We start from the raw sequence: 21,797 nt of genomic DNA on the forward strand, positions 1-21,797 counted from the left end.
CGTTTGCTCCTCTCCTATCTCCTTGGTGCGTCACAGGTCCAGCTCCTCCGCGGCCACCCGACGCTGTCCGCCCGGACGCTCCGAGGCCGACACGAATTCGGCGGCGGACTCCCCGGCTGCGACCAGACGGCGGTTCAGACGTTCCCTCATGATCCGCACGACTTCGCGGTGCGAGCTCAAACCCACCAGGTTGGTCAGCTCGTACGGGTCCGCCTGCAGGTCGTACAGGCACTCATCCTCATAGCGGAGAGATCCTGGCTGCTTACCGGAATCCGGGGTCCGGTCTACTACCGAATACTTCCAGCGCTGCGTCCGCACCGCCCGTCCCACATGGTCCTCACTGAATTGGACGAACACGTCGTCCGGCCACCCGGGGTCCTTCCTTCCGCGTAGCAACGGCATCACGGAACGCCCCTGCATGATGGCCGGAATATCGATCCCCGCCGCGTCGAGCAGCGTCGGCGGGAGATCGATCAGCGACACTAGCTCGCGGACCTGACCGCCCCCTTCGAAGCCCGGTCCGCAAACCGCGGTCGGGATGCGGATCGAGCTCTCGTGGGCCGAGCGCTTGTACTCCTTGTTGCGCGTTTTGAAATGGCAGCCGTGATCGGACGTGAACAGCACGATCGTGTTCCGGTCCAGCTTCAGGCTCTTCAGCGCGTCCAGCAGCCGGCCGAGCGCCTCGTCGATCCGCTTCACCATACCGTAGTAGCCGCCCAGGTGCTGGTGAGCCGTTCCACTTAGCGACGCCAGATCCGGCGGGACCCAACCGCCCGTGAACAGTTCCCGGTAGCCGTCCGGCGGAGGGTAATCGTCCAAGTGGTTCTGGTGGTGCGGCTCCAGATAGGAGATGAACAGGAAGAACGCGTCTTCCTTCCGCTCGTCGATATAGCGGATCGCCGCGTCGGTCAAGGCGTCCACCCGGTAACCCGGAAGCTTGATCCTCCGACTGTCGTTGTTGTAGACGACGGTGTCGTAGGCGTCCGAGCTTTTTTCCAGCGAGTTGGCCGCCAGCCAGTATTCGTACCCTCCCCGCTTCGGCTCGCTTACCGGCTCCTCCGCAGCCAGATGCCATTTGCCGATGTAACCCGTCCGGTACCCGGCATCCCGGAATTCGTGAGCGAGCGTCCGCGAATCCGGCGGGAGCGGGATGTTGTTGCGGTAGCAGCCGGTCGTCGTCGGGTACAGACCAGTCTGTAGGGCCGAGCGAGCCGGACCGCACACCGGCTGGCAGGTAAACGAATGAGCCAGATGGGTGCCTCTTGCGGCCATCCGGTCGAAATTCGGCGTCAAGCCCATCGGATTGCCGTGCGCCCCCGTGGTGTCCCAGCGCTGCTGGTCGGTGAAGAAGACAATCACGTTGGGTTTGCCGTTACGTTTCGCCTGCGTCATGTGCGTTCCTCCTCCCTTGGCTGCGTCGGGAGGCCTTCCGCCATCCGGTAAGCGAGGAACAGCACCCCGTCCGGACCGATCGCCGCATCGAGCTGGAAACCGTCGTCGCTCCATGGCTCCGTGTGCGTCCATACGCTGCCGAACGTGTACGCGGCCCCCGCCTCCAAGCCCAGCTCGCTCCGCGAGAGGCCCACCCGCCGGTCTTCCTCCGTCCGATTGAACACTCCGATCCAACCGGCTCCCGGCTCGGACGCCGACGGCGTCATCCAGACGTCGATTCCATCCCCGCGGTGAACCAGACGGCCCATTACGCCGTTCTGGTTGCAGGCGAGCATCTCGCGGTTCGTGATCAGCTCGAACGCCTCCTCATCCGAGGTAGGCAGGTCGCCGCCCATGAACAGCGGGGACGCGGCCAGCGCCCGGACCGTAATAAACGTCCGTTTCTGGTTCCGGCTCAAGCCGCTCATCCGCTCATGTCCTTTGCCGCTCAGCTCGAGGTTGTCGTCGTCGGTTTTGGCGGCACCCGGTTCGCGCGGGTTCCACAACATCAAGTGGCCAAAGGGAATCATGTCAAGATCGGGCCAGAAGCCCTCCACCCGGACGTCGTTATACGTCTCCCAGGCGGCGAACGCTTTGTCCAAGTCGTTCCGGTTGTCCCATATATCCGTCGTCGTCCGCAGCATATTCGCCTGTACGTACACAGGCATTCGCTCCTTGTTGGTCTGCCCTCCCGGCGACAGGCTGAGCGCCATATCACGCCCGCATTGAGCGATCGCCCCGGCGAGTGCTTCGATCTCCCGGGGGTAGCCGGTAATGTCGTCGGCTTTGATGAAATCGACACCCCATTCGGCAAACTGATTGACCAGTGAGTTGTAGAACGCCTGGCCCCCCGGATGGTCCATGTTCACGCCGTAATTGTAATGGCACCAGACGCATGTGCTGGCCGTGTCTGCGATCTCGGCCGCCCGGTACGGCGTGCCGAGGACCGGCAGATCCAGCGCAACGGCCTTACGCGGGATGCCCCGCATGAGATGTATACCGAATCGGAACCCCAGCTCGTGGGCCCGGTCGATCAGCGGCCGCAGCCCATTCGGAAAATAACAGCGCGACGGCTGATACCGCCCATATCCGTCGATATGCACGTCGGCCGCGTGCTTCACGACCGGATACCGCCTTCCCTCGGGGATGTCGTATTCCCCGAACCAGCCGTTATCCACGACGAAGTACTCGTAGCCGAACGGTTTCAGCCGGACCGCCATCGCCTCCAGATTCGCTGCAAGCGTCTCCGCGGAGGCCGCACAGCCGTATGCGTCGTAGCTGTTCCAGCCAAGAGGCGGCTTCGGCGTCAGCCGGTGGATGCCCTTCGCAGATTGAACTTGATAGGCGCTTTTCGCCTCTTGCTCGAAGGTCACTTACGCTCCTCCCCTTCCCGCATCATTTGCGCAGCGTGGCGATTAGCCGATTGTGCTTAAGCAGCAGATCGAATGCATCGGTCGCCTTTTGTACCGCAATGTCGCTCTGCAGCAGCGTCTGCGTAAAGCAGCCCTCACCGCCGACGACGGCGAACGCCAGATCGGCCGCGGTGAACATCCGGGCGTCGTTAGCGCCATTGCCGACGACGACCGTTCCCTGAGGCGACAGGCCGCGCACGAACGCTTCCTTACGTTCTGCCTGATTGGCCGCTTCCGCTATCGTGAGCGTCACGGGCAAATGCCCGCACTCGCGGCGAACGGTCCCATTCGTATCCGCCGTGATGACGAAGATCTCCAAATGGCGTGACAGCGATTGAAGCCGCTCCGCGACATCGGGCAGCAGCTTCCCGTCCAGCGCGAAGGTGCCGTTGAAATCAAGCACAAGATGGTAGAGATCCAGTTGTCCTCTTCCGGGTATCGTAACCGTCATCATATTCCGCATCGTCTCCTTCTACTTGATCGTTGCCGCTAAGCTCCCGCAATGCGCGGCATCCACAGCGGCTCCTTGCCCATCTCCGCCCAAACAAGCCGCTGCATCAGCTCCAGCCTCACTCCCTGGGACGCCGGGTCGTTCCACAAATTGCGGAACTCCCCCGGGTCCTCCCGCAGATCGAACAGCTCGCCGTACGGGCGGTTGTAATACACCGTCAGCTTGTAGCGCTCCTCAACGTACGTCTTGGCGTACATCGCAGTCGGCTCCTGGCGGTTCTCGCAAATGATGTGATTTCGCACCCGCTCCGTACGACCGGTCCACACCTCGCTTTGATCCGTGCCGGCCATCGTTCGGGGCACGTTAATGCCGGCCAGCCGGAGGAAGGTCGGTGCCAGATCGACGAGCGACTGCAGCGCGTCCGTCCGGCGGCCGGCGGGCACATGCCCGGGATAGCGCACGAGGAACGGGAGCTTGAGCAGATCCTCGTAGTGAAACGGGCCCTTGGCCGTCAGTCCGTGCTGGCCGAATAGGTGACCGTGGTCCGTCGTGAACACGACGATCGTGTTGTCGGCCAAGCCGAGCTCCGCAAGCTTATCCAGAATCCGCCCGACGGACCGGTCCAGGAACGAGACCATCCCGTAATACGTCGCCATGTTGCGGCGAACCTGCTCCTCCGTCTGCGCGTGGGCCTGCAGACCCGGCGAGAAGAAGCCGCTTTCCTTGTAAGGCGAGAAATCCGGCTTCGCCTCCTGCGTCAGGGCGAAGTGAGGCGGATTCGCTCCATGCTCGCCTTCGCGCGTACCGGGTGCCTTCAGGCTCGACGGATCGTACATCGAGCACCAAGGTTCGGGCGCGAGATACTTCGGATGCGGATCGAAGAAGCTCGACCAGAGGAAGAACGGTTCCCCGTCGTCCTTGTACCGCTGCAGCGCAGCATTCGTGCGCTCCTCGATCCACGTGTTGTAATGCCAGCGTTCCGGAATGTCCCAGCGGTGACGGATCGCGGGATCCATTGTGCCGGTGGGCGGCAGGTAGTAGTCGCGCCAATTGGCGCAGCCGTTCTCCTCGAGCCACAGCACATAGTGCTGGCCCACATGCGCTTCGTTCGTATGGTTACGGGTGAGCTCCACATGCTCAAACCCGTAAAACGGCCCATGAAAGTCCCGCCAGAACGTCAAGTCCTGCAGGATCGGATACGCCTCGATGGAGGGATATTCCTCCGTAGAAGCGAGCGGCTGGAAATGCGCTTTGCCGATCAGGGCGGTGCGGTAACCTTCGCTCTGCAGCCTATCCCCGACCGTCGGCACTTCCTCCTGGAGCTTCGTGCCGAGCGACCAGGCGCCGTGCTGGCTCGGGTACAGGCCGGTAACGATCGAGGCGCGTGACGGGGTACAGAGAGGATTCGGGCAGTAGGCCCGCGTGAAGACCGTTCCTTCGCGCACGAGCCGGTCCAGATTCGGCGTGCGGATTTCGGGATTGAAGGCGCCGATCGTATTCCAGTGCTGCTGATCGCTTGTGATCAGCAGGATGTTCGGGCGATCGCCGGCTGTCGGCATCGGGAGCCCACCTCCTTTGTGTAAAGTTCGGTTGTCTTGCTTCGACGGCTGTCATATGCCCAGCCTGTTCTCGTGCTTCACAGATTCTTGTCGCCGCCCCAGGTCAGCCCTTCAGTGAACCGACCAAGACGCCTTTGACGAAATATTTCTGGGCGAACGGATAAACGAGCAGGATCGGCAGCGTGGTAACCATAACCGTAGCCGCTTTGATCGACTCCGGGGTGGTCAGCACATCCTCCTTCATCAGGAGGTCGATGCCCTTTCCTTCAAGCGCAATGCGCCGCATCACGACCTGGAGCACCTGCTTGGACGCATCGGTGATGTAGATGATGCTGTCGAACCAGGCGTTCCAGTGCCAGACCGCTGTCCACAGCCCGAGGGTGGCGATGATCGGCATGGATACGGGCACCACGATGCGGAACAGAATGACGAAATCGTTGGCGCCGTCGATCTTCGCCGATTCCTCCACCTCCTCTGGCAGCGACAGGAAGAAGTTGCGGGCGATGATCATTTGGAACGTATGAATGAGCTGGGGTAACAACAGCGCCGACACGGAGTTGATCATGCCGAGAGACTTGACCAGCAGATAATTCGGGATGAGCCCGCCGTGCACGAACATCGTGAACACGATGTACATCGTCCACAGATTGCGCTGGGGGTAGTACCGCTTCGACAACACATAAGCCGTTAGAACCGTCACCGTCAGCGTCAACACCGTTCCCACCGCTGTACGCAGCGCCGACATCGTAAACCCGCTCCAGATGCTGGCGTTGCCAAGGACTGTATGATAGTTCGCCCACGTGAACTTTGGCGGGATGATGTGAATCTGGGTGAACGAGATGTCCGACGGGCTTAAGGAAATCGACAGCAGATACAGGAACGGGTACAGCGTGGAGGCGCATAGCGCCAGCAGCACCAGTGTATTCGCCGTATCGAAAACGAAGCCGGACCAAGACCGGGATTTCATGGGCTTTTCCTCCTACCACAAACCGTATTCGTTGATTCGTTTCGCGATCGCGTTGGCAGACAACACGAGAACGAGCGCAAGCACGTTTTTGAACAGCCCTACCGCTGTCGCGAAGCTGTATTCCATCTGTACGAGGCCGCTGCGGTACGTGTACGTGCTGATTACGTCCCCTACGCTGTAAACAGAAGGATTGTACAGGTTGAACACCTGGTCGAAATCATCGTTGACCAGCTTGCCAACGGCGAAGATGAGCATGATTGTGATGACGGGAATAAGCGAAGGCAGCGTAATGTAACGCATCCGGTGATAGCGGTTCGCGCCGTCGACCCTCGCCGCGTCGTGAAGCTCAGGCGAGACGCCGGTCAGCGCCGCAAGATAGACGATCGTGCCCCAGCCAAGGTCCTTCCAGATGTCCGAGGTGACCAGCACGGAACGGAACCAGTTGACATCCGCGAGGAAATAAATCGGCTTCATGCCTAACGCCTGCAGGATGATGTTGACCGGACCGGTGGAGGGGGAGAGGAACTCGATCAGAATGCCGGACAGAATGACCCAGGACAGAAAGTGGGGTAAATACGAAACCGTTTGCACGAACCGTTTGAAGAACGCGGTCCGCACCTCGTTCAGCAGAATCGCCAGTACGATCGGGGCGGGGAAGCCGAAGATCAGCTTGAGGCCATTGATGACGACGGTGTTCCGGAACACTTCCCAGAAACTGTCCCTCGACAGCAAAAGCCGGAAGTGCTCCAGTCCCACCCAGCGGCTTCCCCATATGCCTGCCGAGAACGAATAATCCTTGAACGCGATGATCACCCCATAGATGGGAACATAATGAAACACAAAATAATACACGATTCCTGGAAGAAGCATCAGGGTCAAATTCCGGTACTTCCAGTAGCTACGCAGCGTGCCCGTTCGTCGGAACGGAGCGCGCGCCGTTTTGGTACTTGTGCGTGTGATCCTAGTGCGTGCGATCATGCCTTTCCTCCTTCGCCAGTCGCTGGACTTCCGTGAAGCCGCATCCATGCCTTCAGACTATCCCTCTGCGCGTTCTCCCTCAATAAGAAGAATCGCCTAAATTATAAATATGGAACGAAAAAGCGGGAAACCGCCTTTTTTTATACGATGCGACATCATTGTTATTGTGGGCGTTCCGCCTCCCTTATAGAGTGAAAGTAGTAAACAAAGGGAGGTTGACTATGAAAAAGGCCGTTTTCCAGCCGCTGGCCGTCCTGGCCGCCGCGGGGCTGTGCGCAGCCGTCGTCGGATGCTCCGGCGGGGGCTCGAGCGCAAGCACGACCAAACCCGCCGCTGCCGATCCGGACAAATCCAAGCCGGATGACTCGAAGAAGTATCACATCGACTGGACCGCTTACCAGCTCGCGCCGACCGACAAAGACGCTCCGATGGTGAAGTACTGGAACGAAAAGTTCAACGTAGACCTGAACGTATGGAATATCGAGGCACGCAATTACGAGGAAGTCATCTCCCTCAAGCTTGCTTCCGGTGAAGTTCCCGACGTTATTCGCGTGGAGAGCCACGCGAGCTTCAAGAAATATGCCGACCAGAACATCCTGGCCGCCATCCCCGAGGACATGATCAAGACGTATGCGCCGAATCTGTACAAGGAATACATCGACGCCGATCCCGATCACCAGTTCAACTACGGCAAGGTGAACGGAAAAATCTACGGCTTCAACAACCTGAATATCCGCGGCCGGTATCGCGATCCCATCGTCGTCCGCGGCGATTGGCTGAAGAAGGTCGGCATCACGAAGCCGCCCGAGACGCTGCAGGAATTCGAGACGATGATCTACAAGTTCGCGAACGAGGACCCCGACGGCAACGGGAAGAAGGACACCTACGGGCTGTCTGACTCCGGGCTGTTCCCTGTCTATGGCGCCTTCGGCTATGTGCCGGTCACGACGGTCGACCGTTCCGCCCAGCGGGACAACTGGCAGGTGCGCGACGGCAAGCTGGTAAACGCCGCCGTCCAGCCCGAAATGAAGGATGCGCTGAAGCTGATCAGCAAATGGTACAAAGACGGTGTCCTCGATCCGGAATTCGTGACCGGAGAGAACAAGGGCGGGGCCGTCAACCTGACGCAATCCTTTGCTTCAGGCCGAATCGGCGTGACGACGCAGGGAGCGTTCATCCAGTGGAACCCCGCGTTCCCCGGCCGGGGCGCCGAGGGCAAGAACCGGGCCGAGCTGCGCAAGCTGAACGCGCCCGCCGCCGATGCGCTCGTCCTGCTTCAGCCGCCCAAAGGAACGAACGGCAAGGGCGTCATGACCCAGCAGCAGACGGTACTCGGCTCCTACGTCGCATTCGGCAAGCAGTTGGAGAAGGAACCCGACAAAATGGCCAAGATCCTGCAGATGATCGATTACATGAGCTTCTCGACCTATGAGCATTACGCGGACGGCTTGTACGGAGTGGGAAACTGGGAGGTTGATGCGAAGACCGGGCTCGTCACCCCGCTCGGCAAGTTCAAGGACGCAGCGGAAGCGGCCAAAATCGGGGCGCATTCGGTGTCCAACGTCCTAAACTCGCTCAAGTTCAAGGAGAAGGATTTCGAACCATACCAGGATTGGCTGAAGGAAACGAAACTCACGGAGAACGGCTCGGCGAACAAGCTGGAAACCGCGCTGCCTTCCGAATCCAAGTACAACGCGGAGCTGTCCAAGCTGCGCGACGAAACCTACATCTCCATCATTACCGGCGACAAGCCGATCGACTACTTCGACGAATTTGTGCAGAAATGGCGCAAAGCCGGAGGAGATACGCTTGAGAAGGAAGCGAACGACTGGTACCAGGCAAACAAGAAGAAAAAGTAGTCCGTACCACTCAAAAAAGAGCCTTGCCCGAGCCAGTGGATCTGGGGCAAGGCTCTTTCTCTGTCCGCCGCTACTTCCTTATACGCAAATGAGGTTATGCTTTCCTATTGATTTTCGTGCGCGTACAATTACTCGCCAACAAAGTTATCGAATAAGGCACTACATGAGCGCTTCCTCGGGCCGGACCCACCGCTGTCCCGAACGGACAGGAGGCGCCGGGTCGATCAGCGGAGCCGCCTCCCCCGCTTCGGCCATCCGCCTCAGCAGCCGTTCGCGGAGGGCGTCGCTCACCTCGCGGTGCGACTCCAGGCCGATCAGATTCGTCAGCTCATACGGATCGCTCTGCAGGTCGTACAGGAACTCTTCGACATAGCGGTCCGAACCGGCGTCGTTCTCGGGATGCTTGCCCGGCGCGTCCACGCCATACTTCCACCGTTTGGTGCGCACCGCCCTTCCGACTTGGGTCGTGCTGATCTGAATGAAAACCTCCTCCGGCCATTCGGCCGTTTCCCGCCCCAGCAGAGGAAGCAGCGAACGACCCTGCATCCGTTCCGGCACCTCGAGGCCGGCCGCTTCGAGCAGCGTCGGCGGTAGGTCGATTAAGCTGACGGGTTCCGCGATGCGCCCTCCCCGGTCAAAACCGGGTCCAGCGAACGCCATCGGCACGCGGACAGAGCTCTCGTGGCACGATTGCTTGTACAGATGGTTCCGCGTCTTGAAGTGGCAGCCGTGGTCGGACGTGAACAGCACGATTGTATGGTCGAGTAGATCGAGGCTCTTCAGAGCGTCGAGCAACCGTCCAAAGCATTCGTCCAGCCGTTTCACCATCCCCCAATAGCCGCCGAGCTGCTGCGGAGCCGATCCCTTGAGCGCCGCTAGGTCCGGAGGGGTCCAGCGGGACGTGTATGGCTCGCGGTAGCCGTCCGGCGGAGTGAAGTCATCCAACCGGTTCTGCTGATGCGGCTCCAGGTACGACACGAACAGGAAGAACGGCTCTTCCTGGTGGCGGTCAATGTACCGAATCGCCGCGTCCGTATAGGCGTCGGGACGGTAGCCCGGCAGCGCGACCTTGCGGTTGTCGTTGTCATGCAGCACGGCTTCGTAAGGCTCCGAGGTTATCTCCGGGGCATTGGCCGCCAGCCAGTACTCGTAGCCGCCCCTCTGCTCAGCCGGCACGGGATTTGCTGAAGCGAGATGCCACTTGCCGATATACCCTGTCCGGTATCCGGCGTCGCGGAATTCGTGGGCTAGCGTCCGGGCGTCCGCGGGCAGCGGGCTCGTATTGCGGTGGCAGCCCGTACGGGTCGGGTACATGCCGGTCTGGAAGGCCGACCGGGCGGGACCGCAGATGGGCTGGCACGTGATCCCGGCCTCGAGGAGCGTTCCGCGACCTGCGAACCGGTCGAAATGCGGGGCCAAGCCGAGCGGATTGCCATAGGCCCCCATGCTGTCCCAGCGCTGCTGGTCGGTAAAGAATACGACGATGTTCGGACGTCGGTTCCTGTTGCGATGCATATGTCCACCTCATCCTTCATGCATTGTAGATCCTGCTTGTTTCCAGCTTATAAGCGGGTCCGCCGTTCCTCAATAGCAAAAAGGGAAGAAGGTATCAAAATCAACCGAAAGGAACAAACCCTCGTTGAAGCGTCCCAATATTCTGCTGATCACGAGCTGAGCTATCAGCCGCACTGGAATACCATTGGCGCCTGGAATCCGGAGATCCAAACGCCGCATCAATAAGAAAACCGCCTTCGCGAAAAGGCGGTTTTTGGTGCTATCTTGCCCGATAGCTTAATGATGGACTTGGTCAAATTTGTCCCAGGCCAGGTAAAGACAAATAACGGCTAATGCCATAAAGATGACAGACAGTTTAGTATTTCTACGGAATTTCACGCCATATACCGAGAAAAAAATAGCCGCAGCCAATTTAGCAACGCTTTGGTAATAACCTTTATCCGCGAAAAAAGTATTACTGAATAGGATAGCAATCAGAAAAGTGGAAGAAACGAGAACCTTAACCCACAAAGGTTCCCTTAAGAATTGGTTATACATAAATCTAATTACCTGCATCGCAGTCTATCCCTTCTTTTGCCTCCATAACCATCCAATCATCCAACCTTGCCACTTCCAAATGATTATGATTCCGGTCCTTCAGCCATTCAAGGGCCTGCCAAACCAAAGGAGAGCTATTCTCTTGGGTTACCCCGTTCGGATCCACCCACTCGGGGCCGGCGGAATCATTGTCATGCATTTCCGTACAAAAGCTCGGTTCTCCGCTTACATAGTCCATCTCATAAAATACGGCAATATGATGAATATGCGTCGTGCCGCGTTTCTCCAAGGGATAGGGGGTAACATAATCCCGTACGCCGAGATTTCGAATGACGTTAATCTTTAACCCTGTTTCTTCTTTTACTTCCCTATGAAGGGCGGTTACCAAGGGCTCATTCGGCTCTACCGTTCCGCCAGGCAGGTCATACCGGTTGATATAGGGCCCGCCTTTTTTGTGGATTAAGAGGAGTTTGCCTTCTTGGATACAGATTCCGTACACACCCAAATGCCGGTGCCAGCGTTCTTCCCTATAATCCCCCATCTCCATTCAACCCTCATTCCTTCGAATAGCGGCCTTGGCCAGCTCGTCGGCCACCCGGTTCTCTTTGCTCGGAATCCATTTCAAAAAGAAGAGATCAAAGGAAGCGGCGAGCGCCAGTGCCTCCCGTAAAAGCGGGGCGTACAAAGGACTGTGGACATATTCCTTCTCCACCGCCCGGTTCACCAGCTCCGAATCCGTCCGGAAAGAGACGGCCTTATAGCCTTTTGCCAGACAGATTCGAAGGGCTTCAAGCAGCGCATGGTATTCCGCCTCATGGTTGCTCATGCTCCCGAGAGGAATGGAGAAGCGCTCGCCTTCTCCTCCGCTTTTGATATAGACGCCCGCCCCGCTTGGTCCCGGATTGCCGGCGCTCGCTCCGTCGAAGTAAACCTCTTTCATCGGACCCCGCTTGCTTCCACCAGCTCTTCCATTCGGTATAGAGAGCGGAAGGCGAATCCCGCGTTCTCCAGATTGTCCCGGCCCTGCTGCTCCCTCTCAATCACGCACAGAACCCCGATGATCTCCGCCCCCGCTTCCTGCAGGTCCTTGGCGCTGAGCAGAATCTGTCCTCCGGTCGTCACCACGTCCTCGATGATGCAGACCTTCTTCCCTCGGATTTCTATACCCTCCGCCAGCTTGCAGGTTCCGTACTCCTTGGCCGTCTTGCGGACGAACGCCGCCGGAATCCCCGTCTTCAAGGACAAAGCAGTGGCAACGGGGATCGCACCCATCTCCAGTCCGGCCAGCACCTCAGTCCCCGACGGGACCAGCTCCGCCAATTGCTCGGCAACAGCACCCAACAGGACAGGATCGGATTCCATCAAATATTTATCAAAATACTCGCTGGATACCTTGCCCGAACGCAGGGCAAAGCTTCCCTCCAAATGAGCCGTCCCGTAAATCGCCGCAGCCAACCTTTTTCTATCCATTCCAACGCCGCCCCCCTATTTATCTGATCGCCATAAAATTCTTCTTGATTTTACCATATGGGGTCGGGGAGGGGCATCCCACTAATTTTTTATATACAAATAATTATATATATTGGACGGATGGATCAAGAAAGACGAGCCGGTGGCACTGGCCCACCTGGATGTCGATTATTTTATGGAGATTAACCAGCAGCTGGGGAACGAGGCCGGGGACCGCGTGCTCCAAACGGTAGCGGCTTTGCTGCAGGAATGGTCGGACAAGCAGGCCTACCGCGTATCGGGGGACGAGTTTGCGGTTGTTCTTCCGAAAGCGACGCTCGAGCAGGCTTTTCTTAAGATGGAAACGCTGCGGGCCCAAATCGAGCAGGCGCAGGACCGGTTTGAGCTGCCGGAAGACAAGCCCGTCACCATTACCATCGGAGTGGCCCAGTATCCGCGTGACGCCAAAAATGAACAAGGGCTTAGCCGCGCAGCCAGCGCCGCTCTCGTGACCGCCAAGGAAACGGGCCGGAACCAGGTGGCCTTGGCCCCAAACGAAGAGATGGTGATGAAATCCTGCTATTACCCGTCAACGGCCGTTCGTCGGCTGAAAGCGCTGGCGGAGCAGCTGAATAAGAAAGAATCGGTCCTGCTGCGGGAAGCGCTGAACGACCTGTTGAGGAAGTACGATCAGCAATAGCAGAGTCTACCTTTCGCTTTCCGTCAGGAGGACTGGGGAAAGAGACGTCCCCCCAAACAAAAAGCTGCCAAGCCCGAGAGGCCTGGCAGCTTTCATCCTTATTGATTCCTCACCAGCAGATGGTTTCCCTGCTTCTCACTCGCTCCGGCCGGTCAAAATTACGTAGTCCATGGTGATCTCCCGCACTCCCCTCAGCTTAACCTCATGCAAGCTCTCCTCCTTGATCCCCCAAGACAGCGGGGTCATGCGGAGCAAGGACTCGAGCCAATCCTCCTCAAGCTTCACCTGGTACCGAACTTGCTGGACCTGGGTCTCCCTGAGATTCTCCCGAAAAAGGGCAGCCGTCCGCTCGTTCGAATACTGCTGACGGGGAGAGCCTTCGTATAGAATGGTCCTCAGCTCCTTCAGATAATCCTGACCGGGCAGCACCTTGATCACCCTTCCTCCGGCGGCGGTTATCCTGCGGAACTCCGAATAGTTGGCCGGGGACAGAACATTGAGCAGCACGGTAAAGGCCCCGTCCGCCAAAGGAGCGTTGGCCAGATCGGCCACGCACCACAGGCTTTGCGGGTATTCGCCCGCCGCCCGGCGGATGCCCTCCTTCGCCAGATCCATTCCGACCGTCAGGACCGGCCGGGCTGTGCTACGACTCAGCCCCTCCCGGATCCGCGCCAGCTGGGATCCCTCCCCGCAGCCAGCATCAAGCACCTTCACCGGTTCGTCCGGACCGGAAGAAGCCTCCAGGATGAGGCGGCCGAGAATGGTTTCGAGCGGCTGGAACAGCCCGGTACGGGCCATTCTCCTTCGGGCCTCGAACAACCGGTGGTCATACGTGGCGGGTGAGGGCTTCGACAGGAAGTTTACATAGCCCTGCCGGGCGATATCAAAGCTGTGCCCTCGGACACAGCGTAAGCTACTTTCGGCCAACTGCATGGCCCCGAAACAGTGCGGGCAACGGAAAATCCCGCTGTTCCGGTCGATTTGGGCTAGCCTTTCCAGCCTTTTTCCGGATGTGGACATGCCAAAAACACCCCATTCATTCATTAGTTGAGAATGAAAAAGGCACAGTCGAATAAACCCTCCGCATCTTAAATAAAAATGGGAGGCGATTACCGGGCTGTGCCTATCTTTGTCTCAACCGAATGAATTGGATGATCATGTCCAAGCTCTCCTTCGAAATAGGGGTTCTTGCTTCTCCATTCTACCACATTTCGAAGGAATTGCGACCGTCCCTGCCCCGCCCACTCGTACAAGCGGGCGGAGCAGCCGGTTTTCGGATCAGGGCAGGACGTGCATCTAACTTACTTCGCTTGAATGTAGCCTTCCGCTTTCAGCAGCTCGGCGATCAGAACCGCGCCGCCGGCCGCGCCGCGCAGCGTGTTGTGCGACAATCCAACAAATTTGAAGTCATAGAGGGAGTCCTCGCGGAGCCTTCCCACCGATACCCCCATGCCGTTCTCGATGTCGCGGTCGAGCTTCGTTTGGGGCCGGTTCTCTTCTTCGAAATAGGTGATGAACTGCTTTGGCGCGCTTGGCAGACCGAGCTCCTGCGGCCGTCCCTGGAACTGCTTCCAGCGGGCGAGGATTTCGTCCTTCGATGGCTTATTTTCGAACGAAACGAAGACGGTCGCTAAGTGGCCGTCCGTTACCGGAACGCGGATGCACTGCGTTGTGATGTGCGGCGCGCTTGCTTTTACAATCTCATCCTGGTCGACACTTCCCCAGATGCGAAGCGGCTCCTGCTCGCTTTTTTCCTCTTCGCCTCCGATGTACGGAATGACGTTATCCAGCATGTCGGGCCAATCAGTAAAATTCTTCCCGGCTCCCGAGATCGCCTGGTACGTCGAAGCCACCACCTGCGTCGGCTTGTAATCCAGCAGGGCGTGCAGCGCCGGCACATAGCTCTGGATGGAGCAGTTCGGCTTAACGGCGATAAAGCCCGTCGACGTGCCAAGGCGCTTGCGCTGGGCGGCAATAACCTCGAGGTGCTCCGGGTTGATCTCCGGAATCACCATCGGAACGTCCGGCGTCCATCGGTGGGCGGAGTTGTTCGAGACGACCGGCGTTCCCGTCCGGGCATAGGCCTCCTCCAGCGCTTTGATCTCTTCCTTCTTCATGTCGACGGCGCAGAACACGAAATCCACGCCCGACGCCACTTCTTCCACCTTGGAAGCGTCCTGAACGACGATGCCCTTAACCGCTTCGGGAATAGGAGTCGCCAGCTTCCAGCGGCTCTTCACCGATTCCTCATACGTTTTGCCCGCCGAACCGGCACTTGCCGCAATCGCGGTGACTTCAAACCACGGATGCTGGTCCAGCAGCTGCACGAACCGCTGGCCCACCATTCCCGTTCCTCCGACAATCCCAACCTTCAATTTAGCTGTCATGGTTAGATTCCTTCCTTCCCTTTCTATGGGTGCTTCTCTTGTTAGTATAGTGCTGCAGCCGAGCAGGCCGTTCCATCTCCCTCTTGCCCGCAGCGCGCAACCGCCAGCCGCCAGCTTTTCGGGCAATAACCTGCTGACGGATAAGACCTTGTGATCGGCCTGTCTCCGTCCGAATAAAAAAATCCCACCCCCAAGACATCATTGGTCTCAGGGACGAGATTGTATGCTCGTGGTACCACCCCAGGTTCGCCGATATGTCGCCATATCCGCCTCTTCAAGTACGGCACTGACCCGCAGCGCATATACCCTAGCTCTGTAACAGGAGCTCCTGGCTCACCACCCCCTCGTCATGAGGTTCCGGTAAGCTGCTCAGAGGCTTTATTCAACGAAGGGGGCTATGCTCCTTTTCACCGGCCGGAGCTCTCTGGGAAAGCCTTGCTTTCGTTTACTCATCTCGTCATCGCATTTAAATAGTTGCGATTATATTATCAGATTACGGCTTCCAGGTAAAGACCATTTCGGGAAAAAACGTTGGATTTCCGCCGCTTCCCGCGCCCATTTTGGGGGATTGCTTGCAGGAGCTTATTTTTCCCAAATGAACTCCATATAAAGAGAGGTATACAGGAACATAAGCACCATTCCCAATAGACTACCTGAAAGGATCTGGAAAATTATGCTAGATGCCATGAAATGGGGAAGCCCCATTGGAAGATCCGACTTTATAGCTCTCGCTCTTAGACGGCCATCTCCTCTGGCTCCCTCCAAAAACAGCCGCCCTTACATCCGGCTAGGAGCCGGGAGACCCAGAATACTCAGTACTTCGTACAGCGTGCCCCGGTATTGGGCGGTCAGCCAGAGGCGGAACCTTTTCACGTTCTCCTCCGCCTTGAGGATCGGGCAGGCTCCATAAAATTGGTTGTACAGCATGGCGAGCTCATAAGCGTACGTGCAGAGGAGGTTCGGGGACAGCTCTTTCACCGCCAGCTCCATCGTCTCTCTCCAGTAGAGCAGGTGCTTCATGAGAGCGTGCTCCTCTGGGGAAAGCCCTTCGGCAGGCAGTTCCCCCCCTTGGGAAGGAAGATTCTGCCCCGCTTTGTCCAACAGCGAGCAGGCCCGCGCGTAGGAGTACATCAGGTACACCCCGGTGTTGCCGGTCACCTCCGTGGCCTGTTCCAGGTCGAACACCACCTCCGTCTGCAGGTGGAACTTGAGCAGGTAGTAGCGGATCGCCGCGGCGGCGATCGTCCGGCTGTCGAGCCCTTCGGACTGGGGCCGTTTCGCGTCAATGACGGACTCCATGCGGGCCACGAGATCCGCCACCTTGATGCCGATGCCCTGCCGGCCCGACATGGGGTAGGAGGCTTTGCCATCCGCCGTGTCCACCCCGAGAAGCTGTGCCGTGGCCCGGCTTAACGAGACGACTCCGTAGCCGACATGGTGCAGCTCGCCGGCCTGCTCCCTGTAGCCAAGCGCTTGCAGCGCTTGCTTCACCATCTGCTGCGGATACTCCTGGCGATGGTCGATCACGTTGACGACCACCTCCGCGCGGCCAAAATCCTGCTCCTCTCCCTGCCGGTCCGTGGACCAAACATCCTCCGCGAACGGCCGGTAGCGGAACGTTTTCGGCAGCAGCCCGAATTTCCATAGGTGGTAGGCAATATCCTTGGCCGTGTAGGTGAGAATGCCGTTCGAGCGGACGAGGACCTTATCCGTCTGGAATTCGCTCTCCTCCGCAGACGGGCCCTCGCCCTCCTTCGGCTTCAGCACCCAGCACCCGGCCAGCTTCCCCTCCGTCTCTTGGCGGAAGTGGCTCGTGGTTTGCAGCATCCGGAAGGTCTCTTCCCAGAACCCCTCCCGTACGATGGCGCTCTCCCACACCAGCACATCGTAATCAATACCGAACGCGCGCATATCCTCCAGATGGTCCTGGACGATCCGCTCCGCCGTCAGAAGCCCCAGCCAGGCGGTGCGGTTGCCCCCTTCCTCCAGCTCGTGCAGCACCTGGGCTCTCTTCTGCTCCAACTCGGGCTGTTCGCGGTATTGACGGTTGATGTCCGCATACACGTCCCAGCAAAAATCCCCGAACCGTGAGTACTCGCCTTGAACCGAAGTCTGCAGGAGCCCCACCACGGTATCCGCAAGCTGGTTGCCGAGGTCGTCGATGTAATTGTGCACCTCGACAAGGTGCCCCTTGCTCCTCAGCATCCGGGCAAGCGTATCCCCGATGCAGGAATTGCGCAGATGCCCGATATGCGCCGCTTTGTTCGGGTTGATCGACGTGTGCTCGATGAGCACCTTCCGGTGATTCGGCTTTTCGGCAGGCGGCTCTTCGAAGGCCGCCATCCACCGCTCCCAGTGGATATACACGTTCACGAAGCCCGGCGCGGCGGCCTCGGTCCGCTGAACCCACGGCTGTAATAACTCCTGTGCGGCCAGCCGGGTGCGGATTTCCTCCGCGAGGAGCATCGGGTTTTTCTTTAAATGCCGGGCGAGCTTCATGGCCAGATTGGTGCTGTATTCCCCATGCTGCCCGCTTACCGGATGCTCCACGACGAAGCCGAGATCCGAGGGCATCGCCTGCCCCGCCTCCTGCAATAGCTGCTCTGCGATCCCTTCCAGAGCGGCTCTCAATGACTGATGAATCATGGTTACTCCTCCGTTTGATTTAAAATGCCCGCGTAAAGCGAGGTTTTCCCGTTGATGGGACTTCGGCGACGGACGCGTGGACCGGCCCCAGCGGGATTCCTAGCATCGCGTGCAGCTCCCGGCACACGCAATGTTTAGCGCTGCATGACAACGATGGTCCACCCCATGTTCCCGGATACGCAAAAAAGCCCCCGTCTCCAAAAAGAGACGAGAGCTCATAGCTTCCCGTGGTACCACTCTACGTGCGGCGCTGCCTGGCAGCCCGCCACTCGATTTCTTTAACGGTCCTTGACCGGACCGGCCTACTGTCGAGCTCCGCCATCTTGCCCGGGAGCCGTGTTCGGCCGACCATCTCCTGGGTCCGCTTCAACCCCAACCAACGTACCGGCTTTCACCAATCCCGGCTCGCTTGGCCTGTTCGTTAGGGTCTACTGTCCCATTCATTCATGTTCGGTTATTCGATTGGGCGAAACGTATTTCTATAGTCATACCGGAAACAAGGGGAAATGTCAAGCCCGCCCAATAGGCTAATGACGGTCATCCGTGCTGCCCCGTCCGTTGGTGCTCCTCACTCAGTCCTTAACCAAAGGCACGCCGGACACCACGTGAAAGTGGAGATGCTTGGAGTCCTGGTAACGGCCCAGGTTGGTAATGACCCGGCAGGCGCCGTGCTCCTCCGTTACTTGAGCGGCTGCCTTTTTCACTGTATTCATCAGCTCCAGCAGCAGCTCGTTGTCCTCTTCCTCCAGGGTAAGCAGAGAGGAGATGTGCTTCTTCGGGATAACGACGACATGAACCGGATAGAAGGGCCGGGTATGGTGGTAGGCCAGCACATTCGGCGTTTCCAGCACCTTGCGGACCGGTGTCCGGCCGCTCAATACCTCTTCGCAATAAAAATCCTCGGTCATGATCCATCTCTCCTATGATCGATTTTTCAAATACCTGCCCCCATGACAAAGACAGTTAACGCCAGTTTTGCATCATCTTCAATGGGATCATAGGCGGTGAAGCCATATAGAAGAAAAATCAGCCAAAGGACAACCAGGAAAAATCCGATTTTGGAAAACGCACTCACCGCAAACCCTCCCGCTCCTCAAGCAAAAGAAAAACCGGCTCCTCTGCAGCCGGCTGTCCAAACAAGTTAGCTACTTCCCCGCGGCGTCCGCCAGATTCTGAATCAGGCCATACACCAGACCTCCTGCAAAGAGGAGAACGGATACTGCGGCAACCACGCGGTAAGGACTTTGAAGCCATGAGGGGAGCTGGCTGCCAAGCTTGGGGTGGCGAAACCCCGATACAATATCCGCATGCCGGATCACATCGTTGAATGGAGTCCTTTCCTCAGGGGAAAGAGGGGGACCGGAACGTATGGTAAGGTGAAGGCTTTTGTCTTGATAAGGATTGTAAGAAGGCATCATCATCATCGACCTCCTTGCTGGAATATCCATATTATAGCATTTTATGAAGATAAAAGGGAACCGGGCCTTGGTCCCCATCGGCCCTGCCCGAAATCCTCACGACCGCGATTGGAGAGCCGCTTGGAACGAATCCAGACTCATGTCCCCGGTGATGACGATCCGGTGCAGCGCCAGCCGGCCCTGTTCGGGAGAGGCTGGGCCGGGCTCTGTTGTAACGGCCAGCCGGTAGCCGGCTTGGCGGGAGGCCCTGAGGGTCGGCCGGTCATAGAAGCCGTAGGGATACGCCAGCACGTCGGCCGGATGACCCAAGCGGCGCAGGATGGCTTCACGGGAGCTGGTCAGCTCCCGAAGCCTCTCTTCTCCGGTAAGCTTGGTCAGGTCGGGATGCGTCACCGTGTGCGACTGGGTGTCGACGAACCCGGACGCCTCCATACGGCGAAGCTGGTCCCAGGTAAGACGACCCGGCTTCCCGATGCTGCCGGTTACGGCAAATATGGTAGCCCGCATGCCCGTCTGCTTCAGGACCGGGTAAGCGGCGCTGTAATTATCTTCATAGCCGTCGTCGAACGTCAGAATGACCGGCTTCGGGGGCAGCGGGCGGCCGCCGTTCCACGCTTCCTCCAGCTCACGAAAGGAAAGCGAATGGTAGCCCTCCTCCTTCAGGAAAGCCATCTCTTCGGCAAAATGGGCGGGAGGCACCTTCAGCGGATCTCCGGCATCCTCCGCAATCCGGTGATAGAGCAGAATAGGCACGGAAGTCACCGGATCTCCGGAAGGGAGGGACTGCCGGGCCTCGTGCTCGCGGTACGCCGGTGCCGCCTCTTTTTCCCCGCCGGCTTGGGCCGGAACCCGACTCCCCACTACGCCTCCCAGCAGCAGGACAATTCCCAGAAGCCACGCTCTCATCTTCTTTCCTCCTCACGGGTAGAGTGAGGTTTAGTTTGCTTCCCGGCTGGGAAATCATGTATTCTCGACCGCCCGCCATGTCTCCGTACAGCCAAACAAAAAAAGCGTTCCCTGATGGGCCATGTCATTAAGTTTAATCTTATCTTAATGACGTGGCCCTCGTTAGGCGAACGCTTTTACCTTTGAAATGTGCAATTAAGGAGTGTCTCTCTGCTCCCTTTCCTGCTTAAGAAGATCGCGGATCTCAGACAGCAGCCTCTCCTCGTTGGACGGCGCCGGCACCTCGCGCTTCTCCTCTTTCTTATCTTCCTTGCGCCGGAACCGGCTCAAGGCCTTGATCACGAAGAAGATGGAGAACGCCACGATGAAGAAGTCGATCACCGTCTGCAGGAACGCCCCGTATTTGATGACAGTTTCGCCGTAGGTAAAAGACATGGCCGAGAAATCGAGCCCGCCCAGCAGCAGTCCGAGAATCGGCGTCAGAATGTCGTTGACGAGCGAGGTGACGATTTTGCCGAACGCGCCGCCGATGATAACCCCAATGGCCAGATCCATGATATTGCCCTTCATGGCGAATGCCTTAAATTCTTTCCACATCCCGGTTATGCCTCCCTGGTTATAAGTGATGCCTGATAAACAATCCTCTTCTAAAATACTCCATTCCCGGTAGGCAGGCAAGATAAATCCCTTTTCCGATGGAGGGGAGGCTGGTTCAAGACCTACGGGACCCAAACTCTCCCTTGTCAACGAGACCCTCTCCCCCTATACTGGGGGGAATCTTACGATAGGTAAACATTGGAAAGGGATGAGCACGGATGAACGAGAAAGAAGATGCCCGCTTCTATCAGGAGGTCGGGAAGACCAACGGATGGGATTTCAGCCGAATCACCTGCGTGACCGAAGGGGAAGGGTGGGACTTCTATGAGGAGGTGGCCCGGAAGTGCCGCCCGTCCGACCTCCTGCTCGATATCGGTACGGGAGGCGGCGAGAAGCTGTTGGCCCTCGCCCACGCGGCTCTGCTGCTGGTGGGGATCGACCGGTCGCCCGGCATGATCGAAACGGCCCAGGCGAACCTGGCCCGCTCCGGCAAGCCCAACGTGCGCCTGCTGCAGATGGACGCCGGCAGGCTTGAGTTCCCGCCGGGCTTTTTCCAGGTGGCATCCTGCCGCCAAGCGCCCTTCTCCGCCCGGGAAACCGCGAGGGTGCTGGCCCCGGGGGGCTGGTTTCTCACGCAGCAGGTGAGCGAGGGAGATAAACGCAACCTTGTGGAAGTATTCGGAAGAGGGCGGGGAACGGAGGAAGACGGGACCTTGAAGAACAGGTATCTCCGGGAAGTGGAGGAGGCCGGTTTTACCGAGGTTCAGTCCTTCGACTATGACGCGACGGAGTATTATGGAGCCCGCGAGGACCTTCTTTTCCTGCTGGAAAACACCCCCATCATCCCGGACTTCGGAAAGCGGGAGCAAGATTACGCCATTCTGGACGAGTTCATCGCGAAGCATCGGACAGACAAAGGCATTCGCACCAACTCGAAGCGCTTCCTTATTATTGCCCGGAAATAAGCGGGAAGCGCGCGGGACTT

Annotated in this window: 21 protein-coding genes and 2 other annotated features; of the genes, 3 read left to right on the forward strand and 18 right to left on the reverse strand. The window is 58.4% G+C overall.

Going from position 1 to position 21,797, the window contains the following annotated elements:
• Positions 1 to 30 precede the first annotated feature (30 nt).
• The 6 genes from MJA45_RS24400 to MJA45_RS24425 all read right to left on the reverse strand — a co-directional run bounded on the left by MJA45_RS24400 (position 31) and on the right by MJA45_RS24425 (position 6,798).
• Positions 31 to 1,392 carry a sulfatase family protein gene (locus MJA45_RS24400; RefSeq protein ID WP_315604499.1) on the reverse strand — a complete coding sequence of 454 codons (1,362 nt, stop codon included), beginning with the start codon at positions 1,390 to 1,392 and terminating at the stop codon, positions 31 to 33.
• Positions 1,389 to 2,804 (reverse strand): glycoside hydrolase family 27 protein, encoded by a 1,416-nt coding sequence (locus MJA45_RS24405; protein ID WP_315604500.1) that lies wholly within the window; start codon positions 2,802 to 2,804, stop codon positions 1,389 to 1,391. The genes MJA45_RS24400 and MJA45_RS24405 overlap by 4 nt, the downstream gene beginning before the upstream one ends.
• A gap of 22 nt (positions 2,805 to 2,826) precedes the next feature.
• Entirely contained in the window at positions 2,827 to 3,294 is a 468-nt protein-coding gene (locus MJA45_RS24410; protein WP_315604501.1) for an HAD family hydrolase, read from the reverse strand.
• 38 nt (positions 3,295 to 3,332) lie between these two features.
• Positions 3,333 to 4,853, reverse strand: a complete 1,521-nt coding sequence (locus MJA45_RS24415; protein ID WP_315604502.1) for a sulfatase family protein — start codon at positions 4,851 to 4,853, stop codon at positions 3,333 to 3,335.
• A 103-nt stretch (positions 4,854 to 4,956) separates the two neighbouring features.
• Positions 4,957 to 5,820, reverse strand: coding sequence for a carbohydrate ABC transporter permease (locus MJA45_RS24420; protein WP_315604503.1), 864 nt, complete (start codon positions 5,818 to 5,820; stop codon positions 4,957 to 4,959).
• Between the two features lie 12 nt (positions 5,821 to 5,832).
• Entirely contained in the window at positions 5,833 to 6,798 is a 966-nt protein-coding gene (locus tag MJA45_RS24425; RefSeq protein ID WP_315604504.1) for an ABC transporter permease, read from the reverse strand.
• A 221-nt stretch (positions 6,799 to 7,019) separates the two neighbouring features.
• Between MJA45_RS24425 and MJA45_RS24430 the strand changes: the two genes are divergently transcribed.
• Positions 7,020 to 8,657, forward strand: a complete 1,638-nt coding sequence (locus MJA45_RS24430; protein ID WP_315604505.1) for a type 2 periplasmic-binding domain-containing protein — start codon at positions 7,020 to 7,022, stop codon at positions 8,655 to 8,657.
• 159 nt (positions 8,658 to 8,816) lie between these two features.
• Here the strand turns inward: MJA45_RS24430 and MJA45_RS24435 are convergent, their stop codons facing one another.
• The 4 genes from MJA45_RS24435 to pyrE all read right to left on the reverse strand — a co-directional run bounded on the left by MJA45_RS24435 (position 8,817) and on the right by pyrE (position 12,179).
• On the reverse strand, positions 8,817 to 10,172 hold the full coding sequence (locus MJA45_RS24435; protein ID WP_315604506.1) for a sulfatase family protein: 1,356 nt from the start codon (positions 10,170 to 10,172) through the stop codon (positions 8,817 to 8,819).
• Between the two features lie 541 nt (positions 10,173 to 10,713).
• Positions 10,714 to 11,250: an NUDIX hydrolase gene (locus tag MJA45_RS24440; protein ID WP_315604507.1), complete on the reverse strand. Its 537-nt coding sequence runs from the start codon at positions 11,248 to 11,250 to the stop codon at positions 10,714 to 10,716.
• 6 nt (positions 11,251 to 11,256) lie between these two features.
• Positions 11,257 to 11,649 (reverse strand): reverse transcriptase-like protein, encoded by a 393-nt coding sequence (locus MJA45_RS24445; protein ID WP_315604508.1) that lies wholly within the window; start codon positions 11,647 to 11,649, stop codon positions 11,257 to 11,259.
• A complete protein-coding gene (gene pyrE / locus MJA45_RS24450) occupies positions 11,646 to 12,179 on the reverse strand; it encodes an orotate phosphoribosyltransferase (protein WP_315604509.1) in 534 nt (177 codons plus the stop codon). The genes MJA45_RS24445 and pyrE overlap by 4 nt, the downstream gene beginning before the upstream one ends.
• Positions 12,180 to 12,291: 112 nt before the next feature.
• Here pyrE and MJA45_RS24455 point away from each other — a divergent pair, with 112 nt between their 5' ends.
• Complete coding sequence (locus MJA45_RS24455; protein ID WP_315604510.1) at positions 12,292 to 12,858, forward strand: diguanylate cyclase domain-containing protein; 567 nt, start codon at positions 12,292 to 12,294, stop codon at positions 12,856 to 12,858.
• 135 nt (positions 12,859 to 12,993) lie between these two features.
• Here the strand turns inward: MJA45_RS24455 and MJA45_RS24460 are convergent, their stop codons facing one another.
• From MJA45_RS24460 to mscL, 8 genes are all read right to left on the reverse strand, one after another.
• Entirely contained in the window at positions 12,994 to 13,902 is a 909-nt protein-coding gene (locus MJA45_RS24460) for a putative RNA methyltransferase (protein ID WP_407083075.1), read from the reverse strand.
• A 257-nt stretch (positions 13,903 to 14,159) separates the two neighbouring features.
• The gene (asd, locus tag MJA45_RS24465) at positions 14,160 to 15,245 is read right to left on the reverse strand and encodes an aspartate-semialdehyde dehydrogenase (RefSeq protein ID WP_315604512.1); all 1,086 of its coding nucleotides are present in this window, start codon (positions 15,243 to 15,245) and stop codon (positions 14,160 to 14,162) included.
• A gap of 206 nt (positions 15,246 to 15,451) precedes the next feature.
• Positions 15,452 to 15,715 (reverse strand) — a binding site (T-box leader).
• Positions 15,716 to 16,022: 307 nt separating this feature from the next.
• Entirely contained in the window at positions 16,023 to 17,891 is a 1,869-nt protein-coding gene (locus MJA45_RS24470) for an arginine--tRNA ligase (protein ID WP_315604513.1), read from the reverse strand.
• Positions 17,892 to 18,091: 200 nt separating this feature from the next.
• Positions 18,092 to 18,344 (reverse strand) — a binding site (T-box leader).
• Positions 18,345 to 18,463: 119 nt separating this feature from the next.
• A complete protein-coding gene (locus MJA45_RS24475; protein ID WP_315604514.1) occupies positions 18,464 to 18,799 on the reverse strand; it encodes an HIT domain-containing protein in 336 nt (111 codons plus the stop codon).
• Positions 18,800 to 18,825: 26 nt separating this feature from the next.
• Positions 18,826 to 18,966 carry a hypothetical protein gene (locus MJA45_RS24480; RefSeq protein WP_315604515.1) on the reverse strand — a complete coding sequence of 47 codons (141 nt, stop codon included), beginning with the start codon at positions 18,964 to 18,966 and terminating at the stop codon, positions 18,826 to 18,828.
• 70 nt (positions 18,967 to 19,036) lie between these two features.
• A complete protein-coding gene (locus MJA45_RS24485; RefSeq protein ID WP_315604516.1) occupies positions 19,037 to 19,309 on the reverse strand; it encodes a hypothetical protein in 273 nt (90 codons plus the stop codon).
• Positions 19,310 to 19,405: 96 nt separating this feature from the next.
• Positions 19,406 to 20,215 (reverse strand): polysaccharide deacetylase family protein, encoded by an 810-nt coding sequence (locus MJA45_RS24490; protein WP_315604517.1) that lies wholly within the window; start codon positions 20,213 to 20,215, stop codon positions 19,406 to 19,408.
• Between the two features lie 195 nt (positions 20,216 to 20,410).
• Positions 20,411 to 20,812, reverse strand: coding sequence for a large conductance mechanosensitive channel protein MscL (gene mscL / locus MJA45_RS24495; protein ID WP_315604518.1), 402 nt, complete (start codon positions 20,810 to 20,812; stop codon positions 20,411 to 20,413).
• Between the two features lie 218 nt (positions 20,813 to 21,030).
• On the opposite strand from mscL, the gene MJA45_RS24500 reads away from it, so the two are divergent.
• Positions 21,031 to 21,777, forward strand: a complete 747-nt coding sequence (locus MJA45_RS24500) for a class I SAM-dependent methyltransferase (RefSeq protein ID WP_315604519.1) — start codon at positions 21,031 to 21,033, stop codon at positions 21,775 to 21,777.
• Positions 21,778 to 21,797 lie beyond the last annotated feature (20 nt).

Origin of the sequence: Paenibacillus aurantius, from assembly GCF_032268605.1 — a bacterium.
Lineage (GTDB): Bacteria > Bacillota > Bacilli > Paenibacillales > NBRC-103111 > Paenibacillus_AO > Paenibacillus_AO aurantius.